This window comes from Enterobacter sp. RIT637 (genome assembly GCF_019718755.1).
GTDB lineage: Bacteria > Pseudomonadota > Gammaproteobacteria > Enterobacterales > Enterobacteriaceae > Enterobacter.
Map to the genome: position 1 here is coordinate 36331 of NZ_JAIHAZ010000009.1, position 21291 is coordinate 57621.

19 protein-coding genes are annotated in these 21291 nt (G+C 55.7%); 10 read left to right on the forward strand and 9 right to left on the reverse strand.

Going from position 1 to position 21291, the window contains the following annotated elements:
- The first annotated feature begins 56 nt into the window (after positions 1-56).
- Complete coding sequence (gene ribB, locus K5E19_RS14370) at positions 57-710, forward strand: 3,4-dihydroxy-2-butanone-4-phosphate synthase (protein WP_045330061.1); 654 nt, start codon at positions 57-59, stop codon at positions 708-710.
- A gap of 44 nt (positions 711-754) precedes the next feature.
- Here ribB and K5E19_RS14375 read toward each other — a convergent pair whose 3' ends face one another.
- The 5 genes from K5E19_RS14375 to zupT form a co-directional block, all read right to left on the reverse strand.
- Entirely contained in the window at positions 755-1816 is a 1062-nt protein-coding gene (locus K5E19_RS14375) for a fimbrial protein (protein ID WP_221551819.1), read from the reverse strand.
- Positions 1800-2561, reverse strand: coding sequence for a molecular chaperone (locus tag K5E19_RS14380; RefSeq protein WP_221551931.1), 762 nt, complete (start codon positions 2559-2561; stop codon positions 1800-1802). The genes K5E19_RS14375 and K5E19_RS14380 overlap by 17 nt, the downstream gene beginning before the upstream one ends.
- Before the next feature lie 9 nt (positions 2562-2570).
- A complete protein-coding gene (locus tag K5E19_RS14385) occupies positions 2571-5009 on the reverse strand; it encodes a fimbria/pilus outer membrane usher protein (RefSeq protein ID WP_409334605.1) in 2439 nt (812 codons plus the stop codon).
- 77 nt (positions 5010-5086) lie between these two features.
- Complete coding sequence (locus tag K5E19_RS14390) at positions 5087-5647, reverse strand: fimbrial protein (RefSeq protein WP_221551822.1); 561 nt, start codon at positions 5645-5647, stop codon at positions 5087-5089.
- 332 nt (positions 5648-5979) lie between these two features.
- Entirely contained in the window at positions 5980-6753 is a 774-nt protein-coding gene (gene zupT, locus K5E19_RS14395) for a zinc transporter ZupT (RefSeq protein WP_221551823.1), read from the reverse strand.
- 130 nt (positions 6754-6883) lie between these two features.
- On the opposite strand from zupT, the gene ygiD reads away from it, so the two are divergent.
- A complete protein-coding gene (gene ygiD / locus K5E19_RS14400; protein WP_221551824.1) occupies positions 6884-7672 on the forward strand; it encodes a 4,5-DOPA dioxygenase extradiol in 789 nt (262 codons plus the stop codon).
- 93 nt (positions 7673-7765) lie between these two features.
- Here ygiD and K5E19_RS14405 read toward each other — a convergent pair whose 3' ends face one another.
- The 3 genes from K5E19_RS14405 to tolC form a co-directional block, all read right to left on the reverse strand.
- Positions 7766-8926 carry a glutathionylspermidine synthase family protein gene (locus K5E19_RS14405; RefSeq protein ID WP_221551825.1) on the reverse strand — a complete coding sequence of 387 codons (1161 nt, stop codon included), beginning with the start codon at positions 8924-8926 and terminating at the stop codon, positions 7766-7768.
- Between the two features lie 2 nt (positions 8927-8928).
- Entirely contained in the window at positions 8929-9594 is a 666-nt protein-coding gene (locus K5E19_RS14410) for a DUF1190 family protein (protein ID WP_221551826.1), read from the reverse strand.
- 194 nt (positions 9595-9788) lie between these two features.
- Positions 9789-11267: an outer membrane channel protein TolC gene (gene tolC, locus K5E19_RS14415; RefSeq protein WP_221551827.1), complete on the reverse strand. Its 1479-nt coding sequence runs from the start codon at positions 11265-11267 to the stop codon at positions 9789-9791.
- 203 nt (positions 11268-11470) lie between these two features.
- On the opposite strand from tolC, the gene nudF reads away from it, so the two are divergent.
- From nudF to parE, 5 genes are read left to right on the forward strand one after another with little or no spacing between them, the layout of a single operon-like run.
- Positions 11471-12103 (forward strand): ADP-ribose diphosphatase, encoded by a 633-nt coding sequence (nudF, locus tag K5E19_RS14420; RefSeq protein ID WP_221551828.1) that lies wholly within the window; start codon positions 11471-11473, stop codon positions 12101-12103.
- Entirely contained in the window at positions 12100-12522 is a 423-nt protein-coding gene (locus K5E19_RS14425; RefSeq protein ID WP_003862516.1) for a DUF1249 family protein, read from the forward strand. The genes nudF and K5E19_RS14425 overlap by 4 nt, the downstream gene beginning before the upstream one ends.
- Positions 12523-12549: 27 nt before the next feature.
- On the forward strand, positions 12550-13377 hold the full coding sequence (gene cpdA / locus K5E19_RS14430; RefSeq protein ID WP_042714985.1) for a 3',5'-cyclic-AMP phosphodiesterase: 828 nt from the start codon (positions 12550-12552) through the stop codon (positions 13375-13377).
- Positions 13377-13958, forward strand: a complete 582-nt coding sequence (gene yqiA, locus K5E19_RS14435) for an esterase YqiA (protein WP_221551829.1) — start codon at positions 13377-13379, stop codon at positions 13956-13958. Before cpdA ends, yqiA begins: the two co-directional genes overlap by 1 nt.
- Positions 13959-13986: 28 nt before the next feature.
- Complete coding sequence (gene parE / locus K5E19_RS14440) at positions 13987-15879, forward strand: DNA topoisomerase IV subunit B (RefSeq protein ID WP_221551830.1); 1893 nt, start codon at positions 13987-13989, stop codon at positions 15877-15879.
- 57 nt (positions 15880-15936) lie between these two features.
- Here parE and K5E19_RS14445 read toward each other — a convergent pair whose 3' ends face one another.
- Entirely contained in the window at positions 15937-18066 is a 2130-nt protein-coding gene (locus tag K5E19_RS14445; protein WP_221551832.1) for a TonB-dependent siderophore receptor, read from the reverse strand.
- Positions 18067-18449: 383 nt separating this feature from the next.
- Between K5E19_RS14445 and K5E19_RS14450 the strand changes: the two genes are divergently transcribed.
- From K5E19_RS14450 to K5E19_RS14460, 3 genes are read left to right on the forward strand one after another with little or no spacing between them, the layout of a single operon-like run.
- The gene (locus K5E19_RS14450) at positions 18450-19265 is read left to right on the forward strand and encodes an ABC transporter ATP-binding protein (protein ID WP_221551834.1); all 816 of its coding nucleotides are present in this window, start codon (positions 18450-18452) and stop codon (positions 19263-19265) included.
- On the forward strand, positions 19262-20245 hold the full coding sequence (locus K5E19_RS14455) for an iron ABC transporter permease (protein WP_221551836.1): 984 nt from the start codon (positions 19262-19264) through the stop codon (positions 20243-20245). Before K5E19_RS14450 ends, K5E19_RS14455 begins: the two co-directional genes overlap by 4 nt.
- Positions 20242-21282: an iron ABC transporter permease gene (locus K5E19_RS14460; RefSeq protein ID WP_221551838.1), complete on the forward strand. Its 1041-nt coding sequence runs from the start codon at positions 20242-20244 to the stop codon at positions 21280-21282. Before K5E19_RS14455 ends, K5E19_RS14460 begins: the two co-directional genes overlap by 4 nt.
- The last annotated feature ends 9 nt before the right edge of the window (positions 21283-21291 follow it).

Below are 21291 nucleotides of genomic sequence, written 5' to 3' on the forward strand. Positions count from 1 at the left end.
CGCTCCTAAGACTGCCCTGATTCTGGTAACCATAATGTTAATGAGGTTTTTTTACCATGAATCAGACGCTACTTTCCTCTTTTGGCACTTCAACTCAACGTGTTGAACATGCACTGGATGCACTGCGCGAAGGCCGCGGTGTGATGGTGCTGGACGATGAAAACCGTGAAAACGAAGGCGACATGATTTTCGCCGCCGAAAACATGACCGTTGAACAGATGGCGCTGACCATCCGTCACGGCAGCGGCATCGTATGCCTGTGTATTAATGAAGATCGTCGTAAGCAGCTCGACCTGCCGATGATGGTCGAAAACAACACCAGCGCCTTTGGTACCGGTTTTACCGTGACCATTGAAGCGGCGCATGGCGTGACCACCGGTGTGTCTGCGGCTGACCGTCTGACCACCGTACGCGCCGCGATTGCAGACGACGCGAAGCCATCCGATCTGCATCGTCCTGGCCACGTCTTCCCACTGCGTGCGCAGGCGGGCGGCGTGCTGACCCGCGGCGGTCATACCGAAGCGACGATCGACCTGGTGACGCTGGCAGGCTTCAAACCTGCGGGGGTGCTGTGCGAACTGACCAACGATGACGGCACCATGGCGCGCGCGCCGGAGTGCATCACCTTTGCCCGTCTGCACAACATGCCGGTAGTAACGATTGAAGATCTGGTCGAGTATCGCCAGGCGCACGAGCGCAAAGCCAGCTAAAATGGTTGATATGAAAAAGCCGGGGAAACCCGGCTTTTTTGTTTTTAGTGGTAGTTAATTTTGAACAGCACCACCGTTTCGAACGGGCCGGACTGGATCGCTTTTCCTTCGACCGGCGATAGCTCTGCGGTGTAATCCTGCTGATACTGTAGCGTGCTGCCCGTAAAATCCGCATATTCGTTGTAATGGTTAAAGGTGTAGGGCTCGGTCCCGTTAAGGATCCTCAGTTTCAGGCCATTACCTATTAGCAGCGCGGTATCGTTGGCGGTAAGCGATTCACTGGTATAGAACGACGAGTCCATCTTGAACCCGTCTGAACATTGCGCATCCTGCACCTTCGTCGTCTTCACCGAAAAGGTTCGTTTACGCGTCTGTTGATTCACTATATCGCGAGCGCTAAAGGTGCCGAAATCAATCTCCTGGTTCTCAGGGTAAATACTGAACGTCGCCCCGCAGTCCAGTACGGTAATGTTTTGCAGACCCGTAATGTGGTACTTGAGGTTTTTCGCGTCCGCCATCTGGTTCACGCCGCCTTTGCCGTCAAACTGGACAACGATGTAATCGCTCAGCGAGCTAACGTAGCCGTGGGGCGGCATGGCTTTGATTTTTACATATAAGCGCAGTCGGGCAACAAAAGTGCGTGACGTGTGGATATCATCTGCATTTCCGGAGCAAATAAGATTCTCCCAACCCATCTGTCGGATCTGTGCCGGGGTATAAATCAGGATATTGTGGTTATCCAGGCACTGACGGGTATCTACGCCGTTAGGCTGCCCGGTTGCGTCGTAATCCATCCCTTCATAGGTTACGCCAAGTTCATAATACGGGTCCGATACAGACGGGTAGGGGTTTACCCATCCGAAGACATCTTCTTTTTCAAAACCGCCGGCAACGTTGTGATCGCACGTCACCGGGATTTTAATGTCATCCGACTCCCAAATTTTTTCACCCACCTGCGCGTTACTGGGTATGGCAAACGGCGAGATGGTTTTGGTTTCTTCCACTGGACCGCCGGAGCCACCCAGATAGCAGTCGAGTGCCAGCGCCTCTTTAAAAGGTAGTATCGAAACCAGCAAAATAAACAGTAGGTTAGCGAGCTTTCGCATCTTTATCGATCTTCCGTTCGGTGAGCGTGCATTGAGCCGTTCCGGCGCACTGCGCGTCGACTTTTTTCAACGCACCGTAATCGTCGATGTAACCGATGCTGTAGTAGTTGCCGTGATAGTCACCCGTAGACGTGGTTGCTGTCGCGAAAGGGGCGATCATCAGGCTGTCAAAGCCCGGCAGCATGGTCTTCGCATTCTTGCTGAGCCACGCCAGGGTGATGTAATACGGCGTAGGGTTATGCACGGTCAGGCCTTTGGCATTGGCTGAAATTTCCATGCGCATTTCCGCCTGCTCACCGGGCTTTTTGGTAATCGCTTTTGGACGCCAGAACAGCTTAATTCGGCTCTGCATCGCGACCTGCATGACGCTGCGTTCCTCGCTGGCGCTGCTGCTTTTAGGCGGCACTTCTCGCAGATTGAAGTAAAAGAGGGATTCTCGGTCTTTCGGCAACTGGCTGGTGGCCGCTTGCTTAACGATCCTGACCTGCGACGCGGAGCCCGCTTCAAGGCGCTGAATAGGAGGGAGCGCCATGAAATGCGTGTCTTCTTTGCGGCCCTTTTCATCTTCAATCCATGAGAGCGCCAGATAAGGCAACGCCTTGCTCTGGTTTTCAACCTTCAGGCTGCTGGCTTTGTCGCTTTCCGGGAAGACGATGCGCGTGCGGTCGAGGTTTACGGCCGCGTGGGTGGTGAATGCTGTGCCGACCAGCATCAGGCACAGGCTTTTGAGTGAGGTTAATTTCATCATGGTTTCTTACTGACATGGCAGTATCAACTGCATACTGTTTTCAAGGTGTGAAGGTAACGCGAAGCGACACTGCTGATTGTCTCCCCACGTCACGCGGAACTGTTGCTCTGGCTCGACGGCACCGAGCCAGACGTGGCCGTCATCAGCGACCATGGCAATCTGCTTATCGTTTTCCAGCAGGCGAACAACCGCGCCAAGCGGCGGCGTACCGGAAGCGGTGCGTAAGATGCCTGCAATATCGTTGCCTGCACGCGTGGCAATCTGACGATATCCAATGGCGCCTTCCGTCCAGGTTGAGGTGACGACGCGGGTGTCCACGTCCACGCCATCGGGCAGGTTGTTCATATTGACCTGCACGCTGGAGGGCGAATAGCTGGAGATGGACGGTAAAACGCCAATGCCAAACCGGTTGGTTTCATCCCGCGACATGTTCAGCGGAATGTTGCCTACGCCGTCGGTGCTGATCATCACGCGCGGTTCATTACCGTAGCTGCGGCGGTGCAGGGCGGCACCTTTGGCCGTTGAGGTGAATGAACCGTTCCAGCTGGCGCTCAGGGAATTGTATTCATTAGCCTTATAGCTCCCGGAGAGATTCAGATCGCCATAAGGAGAATAATGCTGATAGTTGCCGCTCACCTGCGCGCCAGCATCTGACTTCTCGCTCTCGGTGCCTGCGGAAACGCCCCAGGTATTATTGCGATCTGATGTGTCATACCACGACACGTTCTGGCTCAGGCTGTCACTGTTGCGCAGGTCGTAATTCAAACGATGATCGGGATCGAGCGGTACGCTCAACGAGAGATAGAACTGCGTATCGTCTGCTTCATCTTCATAATGCGTTTTACTCCACGAGAGGGTTACGCCCAGGTTTTTCCAGCGACCCAGATCAAAGTTGTAGCCTGCGGTCACGCTGCCCGTTGTGGAAGGCGAGTCGTTCCACCAGGTCTGACGCAGCATGTTCACATACAGGTTTAGCGATAACGCCGAAATATACTGGCTTGCCGTCACGCTGAGCGTCTGTTTTTCAGACTGGCGGTCGTTGTTGTCATAATCCAGAAAACGGGCGTAGCTCAGGAATTGCGGGTCCGAATAGCGGTAGCTGGCGAGCGTCAGTTGGCTGCCCGTGGTATCGAAACGTTTACTGTAGTTAAAGCGGTAGCTGTAGCCTGTCTGGCTATTCTGCTGGGGCAGTTGACTGGTCGCCTGAGTGACGTCAAAAGAGAGCGCCCCCAGATATTCCATATTTTGGCCGATCCCAGCGGCGATTGACCGGTAATGATCGCCGTCGGCAAGCGTCCCGCCGTAGAGGGAGGTTTGCGACAGCATGCCCCAGGAGAATTCCCCGCTCATAAAGGCGTTATCTTCAACGTCATGTGAGGCGTCCTTGCGAGCCTTACCGGCGACAAGCTTGTAGCGCACCTGCCCTTTGCGCGTTAAAAAAGGCACCGATTCTGCCGACACCTGGAAGGTGCTAACACGTCCGTCTTCTTCCGTGACTTTGACGTCCAGCGTACCCTGCACAGACTGGTTAAGATCCTGAATAACAAACGGTCCTGGGGGAACTTTGCTCTGGTAAATCACGCGATCGGCAAGGCTCACCGTTACCGTGGCGTTGGTTTGCGCGATACCGGTAATCTGCGGCGCGTAGCCGCGCAGGGACCATGGCAGCATACGCTCATCGCTAATCAGCGAAGCGCCGGTATAGGTGAAGGCATCGAAAATTGCGGACTGGAAGTCCGTTTCTCCCAGCGTAAGTTTGGCGCCGAGCGACGGGAGAGGGCGGAACATATAGACACGTGAAAAGCGACCATCATTTTCTGAACCCGTGTCTGTATGGGTTTGCGTGTACTGGTAATCGCTGCGCAGCCGCCAGGCACCCATATTGGCACCCGCCGTTCCGTAAGTGTTCACATTGTCGGTACTGCTGCCATCATTTGGCTGATAATGGCTGGCAAAAACGTTGTAATCCAGCAGCACGCCGGGCACGCCGTTGTCCCAGGTTGAGGGCGGCATCCAGTCGGCAGCACGGTACTGTAACCACGCCTGGGGGATAGTGACTTTTAATGTCTGGCTGGCTTGCTCAAAGGTAAATTTAATATCCGGTTTTGACGCAAAGTCGATGCACCCGTCTTTTTCAGGCAATGCGCTACGTATGGCGTCCTGAAGAGCAAACGTATCGGCCAGCTCGGGTGGAATACAGACTTGTACGCTATTATTTATCTCCCGCCAGCGAAGCTGCCAGCCGTTCGCCAGTGGAATATCATTAATTGAAACGGATACAAAATAGTTGCCTGGCGTGACGGATATTTGATCTTTAAAAAGGGATAAATCAACGCTGCCACGCTGATCTTTATCAATGGCATTGATGTTAAATTCGGTAGCGGAGGAAAGTTTCGTCATTAACAGGGACGTAATAATGATTATCCATTGTAATTTATATGTCATCGTCCTGTTACTCAAATAAACATATGCAATGCCGGCTGCATTAAATGCCAGCCGGTTTATACCCTGATGCGAAGTTATTATTTATACGCCAGAACGTAGTTAGCGGTGGCTTCGACCTGACCCGCCGTAGCGGTTTTGCCTGCCAGGACTTCCATTAACGCTTTGAAGTGCAGCGTTTGCGTGGTAGAACCAGCCAGCAGATCAACTTCTTTAGCCTCACCCAGCGTAATGTTGGCTTCGGCGTTATCCAGAAGACGAACACCCACGTTCTGTGCGCCGTTGGCATAGGTGTTGGTCATCAGGCTGGTATCCGTCGCGTCTGTCGCTGAGCTGGTGAAGGTGACATCGACTTTGGTAATTGGCGTGTCAGTCTCATCCGCAGGATCGTCAAGCTCGCAGTTTTCAAGGTTGATCTCAACCGGTACAGCGGTAGACTTTTTGTTGGCGTTGATGACATCAGTAGTTACTTCACCGAGATCGATTTCTTTATCAACACTGTCTGGTGCAATGCTGCAAGGCGCATCGATAACAACGCCTTTGAATTTGATTTTTCCTGAACCCTGGTCCTCAGCAAAAGCAGAACCCGATACGATAGCAGCCATAGCAACGGCTAATAGAATTTTTTTACCCATATACATGAAATTATCCTTTTTCAAACGAATTCATGCTCTGAATATTAATTTCAGAACGCATGTCGAGTATACGGGAGGAAGGCGGGGGGATGCGATTACCGCAGCTTAAAGCTATTTTAAGATTAAATTAATCTATAATGTCTGTTGAATGTAAGTGTCGACATATTCTCATTATTTAAGCATGAAATGGTTAATATCAAAACGCATTTATTTAAGATTTCTACCATAAATTAATATTATTGTATGTAACTATTTTGTTGGTGATAAGACAGGTTATTTTTATATGTATCTGAATGTTTAGCCAGCCAGCCTCCGTATTAAACGGAGGCTGGCTCATTTTAACCAATGCCCGCAGACTGCAATAATACCAGGCTTAACCCCATTACCGACATTCCACACAGTACGCCATAGCTGGGGTTGTTATTCGGGTCGATCTCTTTCGCCAGCGGCATGAGCTCATCGACGGAGAGCGCAACCATGATCCCGGCAACCGCGGCCATAATGGCAGCCATTACAACGGGGGAGACCAGACTTCCGAGGATCAACCACGCCAGCACGCCTCCAAGGATTTCGGCCATCCCGGAGATCCCCGCCCAGAATACGGCCGTGCGTTTTGAGCCGGTCGCAGCATAAACCGGTCCGGCAACGGCGAGTCCTTCAGGAATATTGTGTAAAGCTACCGCCAGGGCGACGCCAAAGCCCATCTCCAGATTGCTGCTGGCCGTCACGTAGGTGGCGACACCCTCCGGGAAGTTATGCAGGCTGATGCCGAGCGTCAGGAGAATGGCGGTACGCTTGATATTGCTCGGCAGGGGGGTAACGTTTTTTTGCATTAAATCCTGCGGATGTGCGTGAGGCAGCATGCGGTCGAGGGCAAAGTAGCCCAGCAGCCCCAGTACAAACATGCCGTAGCCCAGAATGGGCGACATGCCCCTGGTATCCAGTGCCGCAGGAAGCATCTCCATTAACGAGATGAGCAGCATAATTCCCGCAGCAAAGCCCAGTGAGAAGGCCAGCACGCGATTAGATGGTTTTTGTCCGAGCACGCCGAGGATCGCGCCAATAAAGGTGGCAGCCCCCGCCAGTATTGTCAGAATTAAAGGTACTGACATTCATCCCTCCTACGCTGTTCCTGATATTCAAATTTCCTGATGATGATCTTCATGCTTATCTGCGTTTATCTGGACGCGATCGCGCGTAATGTAGCACCATCAAATAGCCAATATCTCTAAGGATATCACCATGACTTCTTCACGTATGCCAGCACTGTTTTTAGGCCACGGTAGCCCAATGAACGTTCTGGAAGATAACGTCTATACCCGCGCCTGGCGTCAGCTGGGCGAGACGTTACCGCGTCCGAAGGCGATTGTGGTGGTATCTGCACACTGGTTTACCCGTGGTACGGGCGTCACCGCGATGGAAGCACCAAAGACCATCCATGATTTCGGCGGCTTCCCGCAGGCGCTGTACGACACGCATTATCCTGCGCCGGGTTCGCCTGAACTGGCGCAACAGCTGGTTGATTTACTGGCTCCCGTCCCGGTCACTTTGGATAAAGAAGCCTGGGGCTTTGACCACGGCTCGTGGGGCGTGCTCATTAAAATGTACCCGGATGCCGATATCCCGATGGTGCAGTTGAGCATCGACAGCACCAAACCCGCCGCCTGGCATCTGGAAATAGGCCGCAAGCTGGCAACTCTGCGTGATGAAGGAATCATGCTGGTGGCGAGTGGCAACGTGGTGCATAACCTGCGTACGGCACGCTGGCACGGTGAGAATACGCCATACCCGTGGGCGACCTCGTTTAACGACTACGTCAAAGCCAACCTGACGTGGCAAGGCCCGAGTGAGGCGCATCCGCTGGTGAACTATCTGGATCACGAAGGCGGTTCGCTCTCTAACCCGACGGCGGAACACTTCCTGCCGCTGCTTTATGTATTAGGCGCATGGGACGGTCAGGAGCCGATTACCATTCCGGTTGATGGCATTGAGATGGGCAGTTTGAGCATGCTGTCGGTGCAGGTGGGATAATAAAAGCAAAACGGCAACCTCAGGTTGCCGTTTTTAGTGTTTGCACCCTCTCCCAGTGGGAGAGGGCTGGGGTGAGGGCACCAGGCCGCAGTCTTACTCCACAAAGATATGCGGATAAAACCGTGACAGATCCTGGGTGATCAGCGCGCGATCTTCGCGAATGCCAATCCCGGCTGGCTGGTCGTTGATGAGCCAGCTGCCAATCAGGGTATAGCTGTCGCCAAATTTCGGCAGCTGATAGAACTCCTGGACGATCATCCCTTCTTCGCCGTAAGGCCCTTCAACCGCTTCCAGCGTTTTGCCGTTTTCGATAATCGACACGTTTGCGCCTTCGCGGGAGAAGATCGGCTTAACGACGAATTTCTCCATCTGTGGATGATCGTCTTCCGCAAAATAGGCTGCCAACAGGTTAGGATGGTTCGGGAACATCTCCCACAGCATCGGCAGCAGGGCTTTGTTGGAGATAATGCTCTTCCATGCCGGTTCCAGCCAGCGCACGCCAGCATCCTCGAGCTTGGTGGAGAACATCTCGCGCAGCATGTACTCCCACGGATAGAGCTTGAACAGGTTGCTGATGACCTGGTCCTGCGTGTCGGTAAACTGACCTTTCTCCCCCAGACCGATATCTTCGATATAGAGGAACTCTGTCGCTACTTCCGCTTCTGCTGCGCAATCCTGCAAATACTGAACCGTTCCACGGTCTTCTTCCGTATCACGACAGCAGGCAAGGTGCAGCAGGTTGAAGCCGTGCTGCTCGCGCAGTTCGGCAAAGCGCTCGATCAGCTTTTCCTGCAGACTGTTAAACTGGTCGCTGCCTTCCGGCAGGTTCCCGGCGCTCACCTGATCTTCCAGCCAGATCCACTGGAAGAACGCGGCTTCGTACAGCGAGGTCGGGGTATCCGCGTTGTTCTCAAGCAGCTTAGGTTCGCCCACGCCGTCCCATGCCAGATCGAGGCGAGAGTAAAGCGACGGCTGGCTGGTTTTCCATGATTGACGAACAAAACTCCAGGTGTGTTTCGGGATGCGGAATTTGGTCATCAGCTCATCGCTGTCGATAACCTTCTCGACAACCTTCAGGCACATCTGGTGCAGCTCAGCGGTGACCTCTTCCAGTTTTTCAACCTGGGCAAGCGTGAGCCTGTAGTACGCATCTTCACACCAGTACGGTTCGCCGTACATGGTGTGAAAGTTAAAACCGTATTCTGTGGCTTTTTCGCGCCAGTCCGGGCGCTCGGTGATACTGACTCGTTCCATGATCAGCCGCCCATTGAGCGAGTCGAGGTACCGGACGCGCTACGCTGCATGGAGGTCTGTTTCGCCACAGACTCACCGAAGCCGCCACGGGTGATGGTGCTGGTGGTCGCCGGCTTAGGTGCCATCGCCGTTTTAGGCACGGTCGTGGTCCGGCCAGGCGTTGCTGCACCGTAGTTTTTACCGCTGGCGTCGGTGTATTTACCGTATGCCGGGCTGTTTGGGTTTTTGGAGCTAAACAGCGGCTGCTGCTGGTAGCCCGCGCCGCCGCTCATCATGCGGCCCATCATGTAGCCCGCCATCAGCGGCATCCAGAAGCTGCCGCTGGACTGCGCCTGCGCCTGGTTTTCCGGCGCCATGCCTGCCTGAGCAGGCGTCTGCTGGCACTGGCCTTCGCCGAATTCCGCCACGCAGTCTTCGCGTGAGGCATATTTCGGCGCAGTACGTTCCGCTTCTTTCAGCGCGTTGTTATAGGCCGTCGTACATTCAGCGGCTTTACCGGTTGCGGCCGAGCAGTCGTCCGCGTTTTGATACATGGAGACCGTTTCGTCGCTTTGCTCACAGCCTGCCAGCATAAAGACGGCGGTGACCGCCAGTGCAACAGGGGTGAGGTGACGTGCGTTCCAGCTCTTGCGGAACGACGCGTGATTAATCGTTTTTGTCCGTTTCATGTTTGTCTTCCAGGACCCAGTGGTAATAACGCTCAGGATAGAGGATGAGTGGTTGAAAATGAAGCGAAGAGGGGCGGAATCAGGGGGATCTTTACGTTGGCTTACGTTCGAGTGTGATTTTGCGCCGGGTGGCGCTGCGCTTACCCGGCCTACGAAAACGTAGGCCCGATAAGCACAGCGCCATCGGGCAATGTTTAATTACGGAATGGATTGCTGCTGTTGCTGGCTGGAGTGGTCGTACGCGCAGCCGTTGGCTGTGCTGCTGGCACGTTGCTGTCACCGTTGAAGTTATCTACGGCGGCAACCTGCTCAGGATTCTCAGGTGCAACGCTTTCCGGTGAAGTCGAAACCGGTTTGCCCAGCGCGCTGTTCAGCATCTGCAGATCCTGCTCGTTCAGCGTACCCAGAGCCTGCTTGATGTTCAGCTGGTTAATCAGGTACTGGTAACGTGCGCTGGAGAGCTGCTGTTTCGCGTTGTACAGCGTGGTGGTCGCGTCCAGCACGTCAACGATGGTACGTGTACCGACCGAGTAACCCGCTTCCATCGCATCCAGGGAGCTTTGTGCAGACACTACGGCCTGTTTGTACGCGTTGATGCTGCTGATCGAGGCGTTCACGTTGTTGAAGGAGGAGCGCACGGTCTGCACCACGTTACGGTGCGCGCTTTCAAGCTGTTCGCTCGCGCCAACAAAGTTGTACTGCGCCTGTTTCACCTGGGAATTAACCTGACCGCCCTGGTACAGCGGCAGGGAGAAGCTCAGACCCACTTTGTTCTGACCCATATTGCTGTCGTCATACTGGGACGTATTGGTTTTAGAACCGCTGTAGCTGGTATCAGACACGCCGGTAGAAGCGCTCAGGCTCAGGGTTGGCAGATGGCCGTCCTGCGCCTGACGAATTTGCTCGCGGGCCAGATCCTGGCTCAGACGCGCCTGCAATAACGCCAGGTTGCGGTTTTCCGCTTCTTTCAGCAGGGCGTTAACGGCCTGCGGCTTATCAGTTTTGAAGCTGTCCACGTTCAGGGAGGCCAGCTCAGGGTAGTAGTTGCCGGTCACCTGGCGAAGTGATTCCAGCGCGTTATCAAGGTTGTTACGCGCGGTGACTTCGTTGGCCAGTACGCTGTCGTACTGTGAACGGGCGTTCTGCACGTCGGTGATCGCCACCAGACCCACGTTGAAGCGCTGGGTGGTTTGATCCAACTGACGGTAAATCGCCTGTTTCTGCGCTTCGGTGTAGGAGAGCGAGTCAATCGCGCTCAGCACGTTGAAATACGCGGTGGCGGTATTGAGGATCAGCGTCTGCTGATCGGTCTGATACGTCACATCCTGAATACCCGCGCTCTTTTCCTGCAGGGTCAGGGCGCGCCATTTGGACATATCAAACAGCGTCTGGGTTAACTGCAGTGATGCGCTGGTGGCATTGGAGTTAACGCCGTTAGCGTCGCGGAAACCGTTGCTGTAGGTATAATCTGCACCTAAACCTAACTGCGGCAGCAGCGGGCTACGCGCTTCGTTAATCTTTTCAAACGCAGCATCACGATCGGCCGCTGATTTACGTAAATCAGGGTTGCCCAGACGTGCCTGCTGGTAGACCTGTAACAGGTTTTCCGCCTGGCTCATTGCACTGAAGCCCGTCAGGCTCAGGCCGATAAGGATGGGGAGCAATTTCTTCATTTGCATTCCTTGTTGTGAAGCAGTATTAGCGCTGATCTAATTAAAAATAATTGCCGATTCTAACAGAATCATCCACACCAAAAGGTTGGCGTTACGTGCCATCTGGCGGTAATTTGCACCAATCTATCATATAGCCTTACAAACGGCAGCCAAACAGCCTTGAAATTCATCATTTCATCACCATTGCTACCAGGACACGATTTATGCAAAAAACAGAGAAGTTGCCCGTCACATTCGCCAAAAACGATGTAGAAATTATTGCACGAGAAACGCTTTATAGCGGTTTTTTTTCAATGGATCTTTACCGTTTCAGGCATCGCCTGTTTAACGGCGAGATGAGCGGCGAAATCAAACGCGAAATTTTTGAGCGCGGGCATGCTGCAGTCTTGCTACCCTTTGACCCAGTGCGCGATGAAGTGGTGCTGGTTGAGCAGATCCGCATAGCGGCGTATGACGTCAGCGAAAGCCCGTGGCTGCTGGAAATGGTGGCCGGGATGATTGAAGAAGGCGAATCGGTCGAGGACGTTGCCCGCCGCGAAGCGCTGGAAGAGGCGGGTCTGGTTGTCGGGAGAACCAAGCCCGTGCTCAGCTATCTGGCAAGCCCGGGTGGCACAAGTGAACGCTTATCCATTATGGTGGGCGAAGTGGACGCCACGACCGCGGAAGGGATCCACGGTCTGGCTGATGAAAACGAAGATATTCGGGTTCATGTGGTGAGCCGGGAGCAGGCTTACCAATGGGTAGAAGAGGGGAAAATCGACAACGCAGCGTCTGTCATCGCCCTGCAATGGCTGCAGCTGCATTATCAGACATTACGAAACGAGTGGATAAAATGAAGCGCTATACACCTGACTTCCCAGAAATGATGCGCCTGTGCGAAACCAATTTCGCACAGTTGCGCCGCCTGCTGCCGCGAAACGACGCACCCGGCGAAACGGTAAGCTATCAGGTGAGCAACGCGCAGTATCGGTTAACGATAACAGAATCAACGCGCTACACTACGCTGGTGGAGATTGAGCAAACGGCCCCGAGCATTAGCTACTGGAGCTTACCGTCGATGACGGTGCGCCTCTATCACGACGCGATGGTCGCTGAAGTGTGTTCGAGCCAGCAGATCTTTCGCTTCAAAGCGCGGTATGATTATCCGAATAAAAAGTTGCATCAACGCGACGAAAAGCATCAAATTAACCAGTTTTTAGCCGACTGGCTAAGATATTGTTTAGCACATGGAGCAATGGCGATTCCGGTTTGTTAGCGTCATAAACCTACCTAAGGACACCATTTGGAAAGCCTGTTGAACCTGACTGTTGCTGGTGGGGCGCCAGTCAGGATATTACAAATCACCGATACCCACCTGTTTGCCGAAAAGCATGAAACTCTGCTGGGCGTGAATACCTGGGAGAGCTATCAGGCTGTACTTAACGCGATTCACGCCGAAAATCGCGCCTGCGATCTGATTGTCGCAACGGGCGATCTGGCGCAGGATCAGTCCTCCGCGGCCTACCAGCATTTTGCTGAAGGCATCGCGAGCTTCAGCGTGCCCTGCGTATGGCTGCCCGGCAACCATGATTTCCAGCCTGCCATGTACAGTTCGCTCCTGGAGTCGGGGATCTCCCCGGCGAAGTGTGTTTTCGCAGGGGACCACTGGCAAATTTTACTGCTCGACAGCCAGGTCTTTGGCGTCCCGCACGGTGAGTTAAGCGAGTTTCAGCTTGACTGGCTTGAAACCAAACTGGCTGCCGAACCGGCACGCAATACGCTGCTGTTGCTTCATCATCATCCGCTGCCGGCGGGCTGCAGCTGGCTCGATCAACACAGCCTGCGTAACTCAGCGGCGCTGGACAGCGTGCTGGTGAACTTCCCTCGCGTGAAAAACCTGCTGTGCGGACACATTCATCAGGAACAGGATCTCGACTGGAATGGCCGCAGAATGCTCGCCACGCCGTCCACTTGCGTGCAGTTTAAGCCGCATTGTGCCAACTTCACCCTGGACACCATCGCACCAGGCTGGCGCTGGCTGGAACTGCATGCCGATGGCAACCTGACGACAGAAGTGTGCCGTTTGTCAGGCGCAAAATTCCGCCCCGATACCGCTTCAGAAGGCTATTGATGTCTACGCTTCTCTATCTTCACGGGTTCAACAGCTCGCCGCGCTCCGCGAAAGCGACGCAGTTTCGCCACTGGCTAAGCGAGCATCATCCGCACGTTGAGGTGATCGTCCCGCAACTGCCGCCATACCCTGCGGAAGCGGCGGAGATGCTGGAATCGATCGTCCTCGAACACGGTGGCGAATCCTTTGGCGTGGTCGGTTCATCGCTGGGAGGATATTACGCTACCTGGCTCTCGCAATGCTTTATGCTGCCCGCAGTGGTGGTCAACCCGGCGGTACGGCCATTTGAGCTACTGAGGGACTTTCTTGGCGAAAACGAGAACCCCTACACCGGCCAACAATATGTGCTAGAGTCACGCCATATTTACGATCTCAAAGTTATGCAGGTCGACCCGCTTGAAGCGCCGGATCTCATCTGGCTGCTGCAGCAGACGGGTGATGAAGTGCTGGATTACCGCCAGGCAGTGGCGTATTACGCATCCTGCCGCCAGACTATAGAAGAGGGCGGAAACCATGCTTTCACGGGCTTTGAGGATCATTTCACCCAGATTGTCGATTTTCTTGGACTGCACAGCCACTGACAATCAATGCGAATTGCTAGTTTAAATCATGACGCAAACCTATAACGCTGATGCCATTGAGGTACTCACCGGGCTTGAGCCGGTTCGCCGCCGCCCGGGGATGTACACCGATACGACGCGCCCAAACCACCTGGGCCAGGAAGTTATTGATAACAGTGTGGACGAAGCGCTGGCAGGCCATGCCAAACGCGTCGACGTTATCCTGCACGCCGATCAGTCGCTGGAAGTTATCGACGACGGGCGCGGCATGCCGGTGGATATCCACCCGGAAGAGGGCGTGCCTGCCGTTGAGCTGATCCTCTGCCGTCTGCACGCGGGCGGTAAGTTCTCCAACAAGAACTATCAGTTCTCCGGTGGCCTGCACGGCGTGGGTATTTCCGTGGTGAACGCCCTGTCCAAACGCGTGGAAGTGAACGTTCGTCGCGACGGTCAGGTCTATAACATCGCGTTCGAAAACGGCGATAAGGTGCAGGATCTGCAGATTGTGGGTACGTGCGGCAAACGCAATACCGGTACCAGCGTGCACTTCTGGCCTGACGAAAGCTTCTTCGACAGCCCACGTTTTTCCGTTTCTCGCCTGACGCACCTGCTGAAAGCCAAAGCGGTGCTGTGTCCGGGCGTGGAAATCACCTTTACCGATCACGTTAACAATACCGCCCAGACGTGGTGCTACGCCGATGGTCTGAACGACTACCTGTGCGAAGCGGTAAACGGCCTGCCAACGCTGCCGGAAAAACCGTTTGTCGGTAACTTTAGCGGCGATACCGAAGCCGTGGACTGGGCGCTGCTGTGGCTACCGGAAGGCGGCGAGCTGCTGACCGAAAGCTACGTTAACCTGATCCCTACCATGCTCGGCGGTACCCACGTTAACGGCCTGCGTCAGGGGCTGCTGGACGCGATGCGCGAGTTCTGCGAATACCGCAACATCCTGCCGCGCGGCGTGAAGCTGTCGGCGGAAGATATCTGGGATCGCTGCGCCTACGTGCTCTCCGTGAAGATGCAGGATCCGCAGTTTGCCGGTCAGACCAAAGAGCGCCTGTCGTCACGTCAGTGCGCGGCGTTCGTCTCCGGCGTGGTGAAAGATGCGTTTACCCTGTGGCTGAACCAGAACGTTCAGGCAGCAGAAATGCTGGCTGAAATGGCGATCTCCAGCGCCCAGCGTCGTCTGCGTGCGGCCAAGAAAGTTGTGCGTAAAAAGCTGACCAGCGGCCCTGCGCTGCCGGGCAAGCTGGCGGACTGTACCGCGCAGGATCTCAACCGTACCGAGCTGTTCCTCGTGGAAGGGGACTCGGCGGGCGGATCGGCCAAGCAGGCGCGCGATCGTGAATATCAGGCGATCATGCCGCTCAAGGGTAAGATCCTGAACACCTGGGAGGTCTCTTCTGATGAAGTGCTGGCTTCGCAGGAGGTGCACGATATCTCGGTGGCGATCGGCATCGATCCGGACAGCGACGATCTGAGCCAGCTGCGCTACGGCAAGATCTGTATCCTGGCGGATGCGGACTCCGACGGTCTGCACATCGCCACGCTGCTGTGCGCGCTGTTCGTGAAGCACTTCAAAACGCTGGTGAAAAACGGTCACGTCCACGTGGCGCTGCCGCCGCTGTACCGTATCGACCTCGGCAAAGAGGTGTACTACGCGCTGACGGAAGAAGAGAAAGCGGGCGTGCTGGAACAGCTGAAGCGCAAGAAGGGCAAACCGAACGTGCAGCGCTTTAAAGGGCTGGGCGAGATGAACCCAATGCAGCTGCGTGAAACGACGCTGGATCCGAACACGCGCCGCCTGGTGCAGTTGACGATCAGCGACGAAGACGAACAGCAAACCAATGCCATGATGGATATGCTCCTTGCCAAGAAGCGTTCGGAAGACCGACGTAACTGGCTGCAGGAGAAAGGCGATATGGCGGATATTGAGGCCTGATGTCCCCTCACCCTAACCCTCTCCCCAAAGGGGAGAGGGGAAACACCCGCACTGAAATCAAAACTCCATCTTCACCGTAAACTGCACTTCGCGCGGATCGCCAATCTGGTTGCCCAGGTTGTTGGTCGCAATGGACGACGTGTAGTAGATCTTATCAAACAGGTTTTTCACGTTCACCTGCAGCGTCACCGGATACTGCAGCTTCATCTTATACGCCGCAAACGCATCCGCCACGAAATAGCCCGGCAGATAGTAATCCGCACCGTTGGTCGCTGAGCGACGGCTGACGCCGTGCCCGCCACCGCCCAGCGTCAAGGTATTCCCGGCAAACGCATTGTGAATATCGTAGGTCAGGAACAGGGAGCCGGTATGGCGCGGCACGTTTGGCAGCGGTTTACCCGCATAGTCCGGGTCTTCCAGCACCTTCGCGTCGGTATAGCCGTAGCTGGCGATAATGTTGGTGTTCTCGGTCAACGAACCGGCAAGATCCACTTCCACGCCCTGAGAGCGCACGCGGCCCGCGGTTTTGGCGACGGTTTCATCACCCACGCTTTCGGTGTACAGCACGTTGCGCTTGTGGATATCAAACAGCGCAATATTAGCGGTAATACCGTCGAACAGGTCAAACTTAGCGCCGATTTCATACGCATTCGACGTTTCCGGCGGTAGGTCGCCAATGTAGCTCGCAATGGACGACTGCGGCATAAACGTCTGGGAATAGTTGGCAAACAGCGAGACCGCCGGGGTGAGCTTATACACCAGCCCCAGCTTAGGCGTCCACTGGTCGTCGCTACTGTCGGTATTCACATTAAACGGACGGCCTTTCCCCGCGTACTGGGTGTAATACTGGTAGCGCAGTCCGGCGACGGCGATCCATTTATCGGTCAGGTACAGCGCGTCCTGCGCGTAGGCAGAGTAGCTCTCCTGCTTAATGGTCTGGTCGCTGTCGGACGCCGAGACGGTGGTGCACTTGTCGAGGTTTCCATACGTCGGATTGTAGATATTGAAGCCTTTGACGTTCTTACAGCGCATCATATCCGTGCGCAGCAGATCGTAATTCTCATACGACACGCCGGTCAGGATCTCATTGTAGAAACCGGCGATATCCACGTTCCCCTGCAGATCCGCCCGCGTCGTGTGCATACGCTGGGTCGAGCCCTGGGTCGCATCCACGCGGCGGGTCAGATTACCGGTTTTTGAATCGTAGGCCATCACGCGGGCCTGATTATCGCTGTACTTATCCTGGCTGTAGCTGTAGTCGAACTTCGCGGTCCACTCGCTGTTAAGGCGATACTCCGCGTTGAGCTGAGCGAGATCGGACTGGCCGTCGGTTACGTTAAACGGCTCATCGAAGCGGGTTTTGCGATCGACGTCGACGGCCTTTTTGGTGTTGAGATCGAAGATCGTTCCGCGATCGAACGGCGTTTTATAGTCGCGATGCGAATAGAGCACGGTCACGGTGGCGTCATCGCCAAACCAGGTCAGCGAGGGGGCGATAAAGGTGCTGCGTTCGGTGCCGAAATTGCGCCAGTAGTCCTCGTCCTGATATTCCCCTGTCAGGCGATACGCCAGGCGCGTCCCGTCAATCGGACCGGTAACATCGATCTGTCCGGTACCGCCGCCAAAGCTGGTCGAGGTGGCAGAAATCGAGCCGCCGAAGGTTTTCTCCGGACGTTTGGTGACGACGTTAATCAGGCCGCCGGGGTCGAGAATACCGTACAGGGTCGAGGCGGGGCCTTTCAGCACCTCCACGCGTTCGGTTGAGGCGTTAAAGCTGCGCGGCAGGACGGTGCGCAGGCCGTTGGTCATGATCGAGCCATCGCGGTTTGCGCCAAAACCACGGCGCACAAAGGCATCCTGCGTGCCGCCCAGGGTGTTGGTCTGCACCACGTTGCTGACGTTATACAGCGCTTCGTCGAGCGTGGTCGCGTTCTGATCTTCCAGCACTTTATCGCTGACGGTATTGACCACCTGCGGGATGTCCAGCATCGGCATGTTGGTCAGCGTGGCGGTGGAGGTGTTCAGGGGCTGATAGCCGCTGGTAGCGTCGGGGGCCGCATTCGGATCGGCGGTAACGGTCAGGGTCTCGCCGTCGTTTGCTACTGCGTGTACCAGAGGTGCCATAAACAACAGAGAAAAGAGCGCGCGCCCTTTTACCCCAGAAAATGAAGGTGTGAACTTAGCCATTACATCTGTTATCCCAGAATATCCGGCGAAACAATCTTCGCGGAAAAATGTGTGAGTCATTGCCCTTACGGTCTGTTCGTTAGCCTGAAAGGCATCGAACTTGTAATTGAGAATCATTCAATCATGCGGAATTGTAGTAGTAAATGGAAAAAGTAAAAAAATGGCTACAGTGTTTTTTGTAGCGTTTTAATCAAAGTGGTTCGCTTTTAATTTATTGAAATAAAACGATATCCATTAATTTAACTTTGCGTTTTCTGTTGCGATCATCCCTGGTTTGTTCAGGGCTTTTATTCACTTGACTACTACATGGTGCAGCGGCAAACTTCTCAAAAGAGAATGAGTTTTATTTTTATTTATTGGTTTTTCATTACGTTGGCATTCACGTGGCGCATAACACGACAAAACCGGGACTGGTTCTGGAGAATCTTTCTGCGGGTTATCACAAAAAAAAAATCATCGTTGATGATATCTCCCTCGCGATCCCGCAACGGAAGATGACCGTTCTGGTGGGGGCGAACGGCTGTGGAAAATCCACGCTGTTGAGCACCATCGCTCGTCTGCTACAGCCGCTTGGCGGCAGCGTCGTGCTGGATGGCAAAGCCATTCATGAACAGCCGACCAAAGCGGTCGCCCGTCAGCTTGGCATTTTGCCGCAGTCTCCGCTGTTGCCGGAGGGGTTAACCGTCTTTGAACTGGTTTCGCGCGGGCGCTTTCCCTGGCAGAACTTTATGCGTCAGTGGAGTGATGAAGACGAGCTGGCGGTGGAGGAGGCATTACGCCTGACCGGAACGGCGGAATTTGCCCATCTGCCCGTCGAAAGCCTGTCCGGCGGCCAGCGTCAACGCTGCTGGATCGCCATGGCGCTGGCGCAGCAAACGCCGTATATCCTGCTGGATGAGCCCACGACGTATCTCGATCTTCGCTATCAGGTCGAAATTCTGGAACTGCTTCACACCCTGACGCGCCAGCACGGGCGCACCGTTGTGGTGGTGCTGCACGATCTCAACTTCGCCGTGAACTACGGCGATTCGCTGGTCTTTTTACGCCAGGGCAAAGTCGAGGGCGTATTACATGAAGGCGATACCTGCACGCCGTCGCTGATCAAAACGGTGTTTGACGTCGACGTGCATATGTCAATTAACCCGATGACCGGAAAGCCGTTCTTTATGCCGTTTCGCCGGGTCGCTGAACAACCATGATGCGCACGTCTCTGGCACTCCTTGTATTCGCCTTGCTGCTGGCGATGGGCGCGATTGCACATCTGGGCATCGGCGCGCGCGTTATCGCTCCCTGGACGGTCGTGGACGCAATCTTCCATTTCGATCCGCGCAATTTCGACCATAACGTGATTATCAGGCTCCGGCTGCTGCGCCTCTGCGCCGCAATGGTGACTGGCGCCGCGCTCGGCGTGGCGGGCGTGTTGCTGCAGTCGGTGATCCGTAACCCGCTCGGCGAGCCGCATATTCTGGGGCTTAATGCCGGGGCGGCGCTGGCGGTGGTGATCGCCAGCGCGCTTGGGCTGTCGCTCCCGTTCGGTCGCCCGCTCGTTGCCGCCGTCGGTGCCGCGGCGCTGTTTCTGCTGGTGCTGACGTTCTCCTCGTCCGGTCGCACCGGGCTGACGCCGATGAAGGTCACGCTGTGCGGCGTGGCAATGTCGGCGTTTGCCTCATCGGTGACTGCCGCGATATTAATCCTTGATGAACAGACGCTGCTCGCCATGCGCACCTGGCTGGCGGGAGATTTAGCGGGGCTCAGCGCCGGGACGATAGGGAGCGCTGCAGGGATTGCGGCCGTTGGCTTTGCGCTGGCGCTGTGGCTCTCGCCCTCGCTCAACATGCTGGCGCTGGGCGACAGAATGGCGCAGGGGCTTGGCGTCTCATTGCTGAAGACGCGCCTGTTCGCGCTGCTGGCGATTGCACTGCTCTGCGGCGCGGCGGTTTCCATCGCCGGACCGATTGGTTTTATCGGCCTTGTGGTGCCACAGCTGATCCGCCGCCTGGTGACGGTGGACATCCGCGTGATGGTGCCGCTTTCGGCCCTGTGCGGGGCGCTGGTTCTCCTGCTGGCGGATATCGCCGCCCGCACGCTGTTTACGCCGTATGAGCTGGCAACCGGCGTCATGACCGCGCTGGTCGGCGCGCCCGTCTTTATCTTCATGGCGTCGAGGATGTTCAAATGAGCTGGGCGGGACTGCGTGCGCTACGCGTCGGCCCTCTTTCGGCGCTGGTTCGCCCAAAAGCGCTGGCATGCCTGGCCTTTTTATCGCTGGCAGCCTTGCTGCTGCTCAGTTTTGGTCTGACCCACGGCTCGCTGCCCATTCCTGCCTCTGCCATCGGGCGCGCGCTGTTTTATCCGCAGACGCTGGAAGCAGAGACACATTACATCGTGATGGATATCCGCCTGCCGCGCCTGCTGATGGCGGTGCTGTGCGGCGCAATGCTCGGTATGGCGGGGGCGGCGATGCAGTCCATCACCCGCAATGGCCTGGCTGACCCCGGGCTTATCGGCGTGAAAGAGGGCTGTAGCGCGGCGGTGCTGCTGCTGATTTTTCAGTTCCCGGCGCTCAGCCTGTACTGGCGACCGCTGGTCGGCATGGCCGGTGGGCTGCTGACCGCGCTGCTGGTGGTGGCGCTGGCCCGCGATATTTCCCGTCCGCGATTCATCCTGACGGGTATCGGCGTGTCATGGGCGTTTGCCGCCGCAATGGGCGTTTTTATGACTACCGCGGACGTGCGTGACGTGCAGACCGCGATGCTGTGGCTGGCGGGAAGCCTGCATGCGGCAAACTGGATGCTGGTCAGCATTGCTGCAGCCTGGGCGCTTCCCGCGTTTGCGCTGCTGCTCTTTACCGCACGCGCTGCCGACGTGGCGTTGCTGGGTAACCACGCCGCGACCGGACTTGGCGTGCGCACTTCACGACTTGCCCTGCTGCGCGTGCTTGCCCCGGTTGTGCTCACCGCGGCCTGCGTCTCCTGCGTGGGAAGTATCGGGTTCGTGGGGCTGATTGCGCCGCATATGGCGCGCCTGCTGCTGCGCGGCGGGCAGACAGCGTTGCTGACGGGAAGCGCTGTGCTGGGCGCGCTGCTGGTTCTGCTGGCGGATAACGTCGGGCGTCTGGCATTTTTGCCGCTACAGCTGCCGGCGGGGATTGTGATTTCACTGATTGGCGGGCCGTTTTTCCTGCTGCTGCTCTGGCAGCATCGGGACCGATTTTAGAGGGAGTGT

What these genes read in the sequence shown, in the direction of transcription:
- ribB (WP_045330061.1), top strand. Translation starts at nt 57, where the DNA reads ATGAATCAGACGCTACTTTCCTCTTTTGGCACTTCAACTCAACGTGTT.
- K5E19_RS14375 (WP_221551819.1), bottom strand. Translation starts at nt 1,816, where the DNA reads ATGCGAAAGCTCGCTAACCTACTGTTTATTTTGCTGGTTTCGATACTA.
- K5E19_RS14380 (WP_221551931.1), bottom strand. Translation starts at nt 2,561, where the DNA reads ATGAAATTAACCTCACTCAAAAGCCTGTGCCTGATGCTGGTCGGCACA.
- K5E19_RS14385 (WP_409334605.1), bottom strand. Translation starts at nt 5,009, where the DNA reads ATGACATATAAATTACAATGGATAATCATTATTACGTCCCTGTTAATG.
- K5E19_RS14390 (WP_221551822.1), bottom strand. Translation starts at nt 5,647, where the DNA reads ATGTATATGGGTAAAAAAATTCTATTAGCCGTTGCTATGGCTGCTATC.
- zupT (WP_221551823.1), bottom strand. Translation starts at nt 6,753, where the DNA reads ATGTCAGTACCTTTAATTCTGACAATACTGGCGGGGGCTGCCACCTTT.
- ygiD (WP_221551824.1), top strand. Translation starts at nt 6,884, where the DNA reads ATGACTTCTTCACGTATGCCAGCACTGTTTTTAGGCCACGGTAGCCCA.
- K5E19_RS14405 (WP_221551825.1), bottom strand. Translation starts at nt 8,926, where the DNA reads ATGGAACGAGTCAGTATCACCGAGCGCCCGGACTGGCGCGAAAAAGCC.
- K5E19_RS14410 (WP_221551826.1), bottom strand. Translation starts at nt 9,594, where the DNA reads ATGAAACGGACAAAAACGATTAATCACGCGTCGTTCCGCAAGAGCTGG.
- tolC (WP_221551827.1), bottom strand. Translation starts at nt 11,267, where the DNA reads ATGAAGAAATTGCTCCCCATCCTTATCGGCCTGAGCCTGACGGGCTTC.
- nudF (WP_221551828.1), top strand. Translation starts at nt 11,471, where the DNA reads ATGCAAAAAACAGAGAAGTTGCCCGTCACATTCGCCAAAAACGATGTA.
- K5E19_RS14425 (WP_003862516.1), top strand. Translation starts at nt 12,100, where the DNA reads ATGAAGCGCTATACACCTGACTTCCCAGAAATGATGCGCCTGTGCGAA.
- yqiA (WP_221551829.1), top strand. Translation starts at nt 13,377, where the DNA reads ATGTCTACGCTTCTCTATCTTCACGGGTTCAACAGCTCGCCGCGCTCC.
- parE (WP_221551830.1), top strand. Translation starts at nt 13,987, where the DNA reads ATGACGCAAACCTATAACGCTGATGCCATTGAGGTACTCACCGGGCTT.
- K5E19_RS14445 (WP_221551832.1), bottom strand. Translation starts at nt 18,066, where the DNA reads ATGGCTAAGTTCACACCTTCATTTTCTGGGGTAAAAGGGCGCGCGCTC.
- K5E19_RS14455 (WP_221551836.1), top strand. Translation starts at nt 19,262, where the DNA reads ATGATGCGCACGTCTCTGGCACTCCTTGTATTCGCCTTGCTGCTGGCG.
- K5E19_RS14460 (WP_221551838.1), top strand. Translation starts at nt 20,242, where the DNA reads ATGAGCTGGGCGGGACTGCGTGCGCTACGCGTCGGCCCTCTTTCGGCG.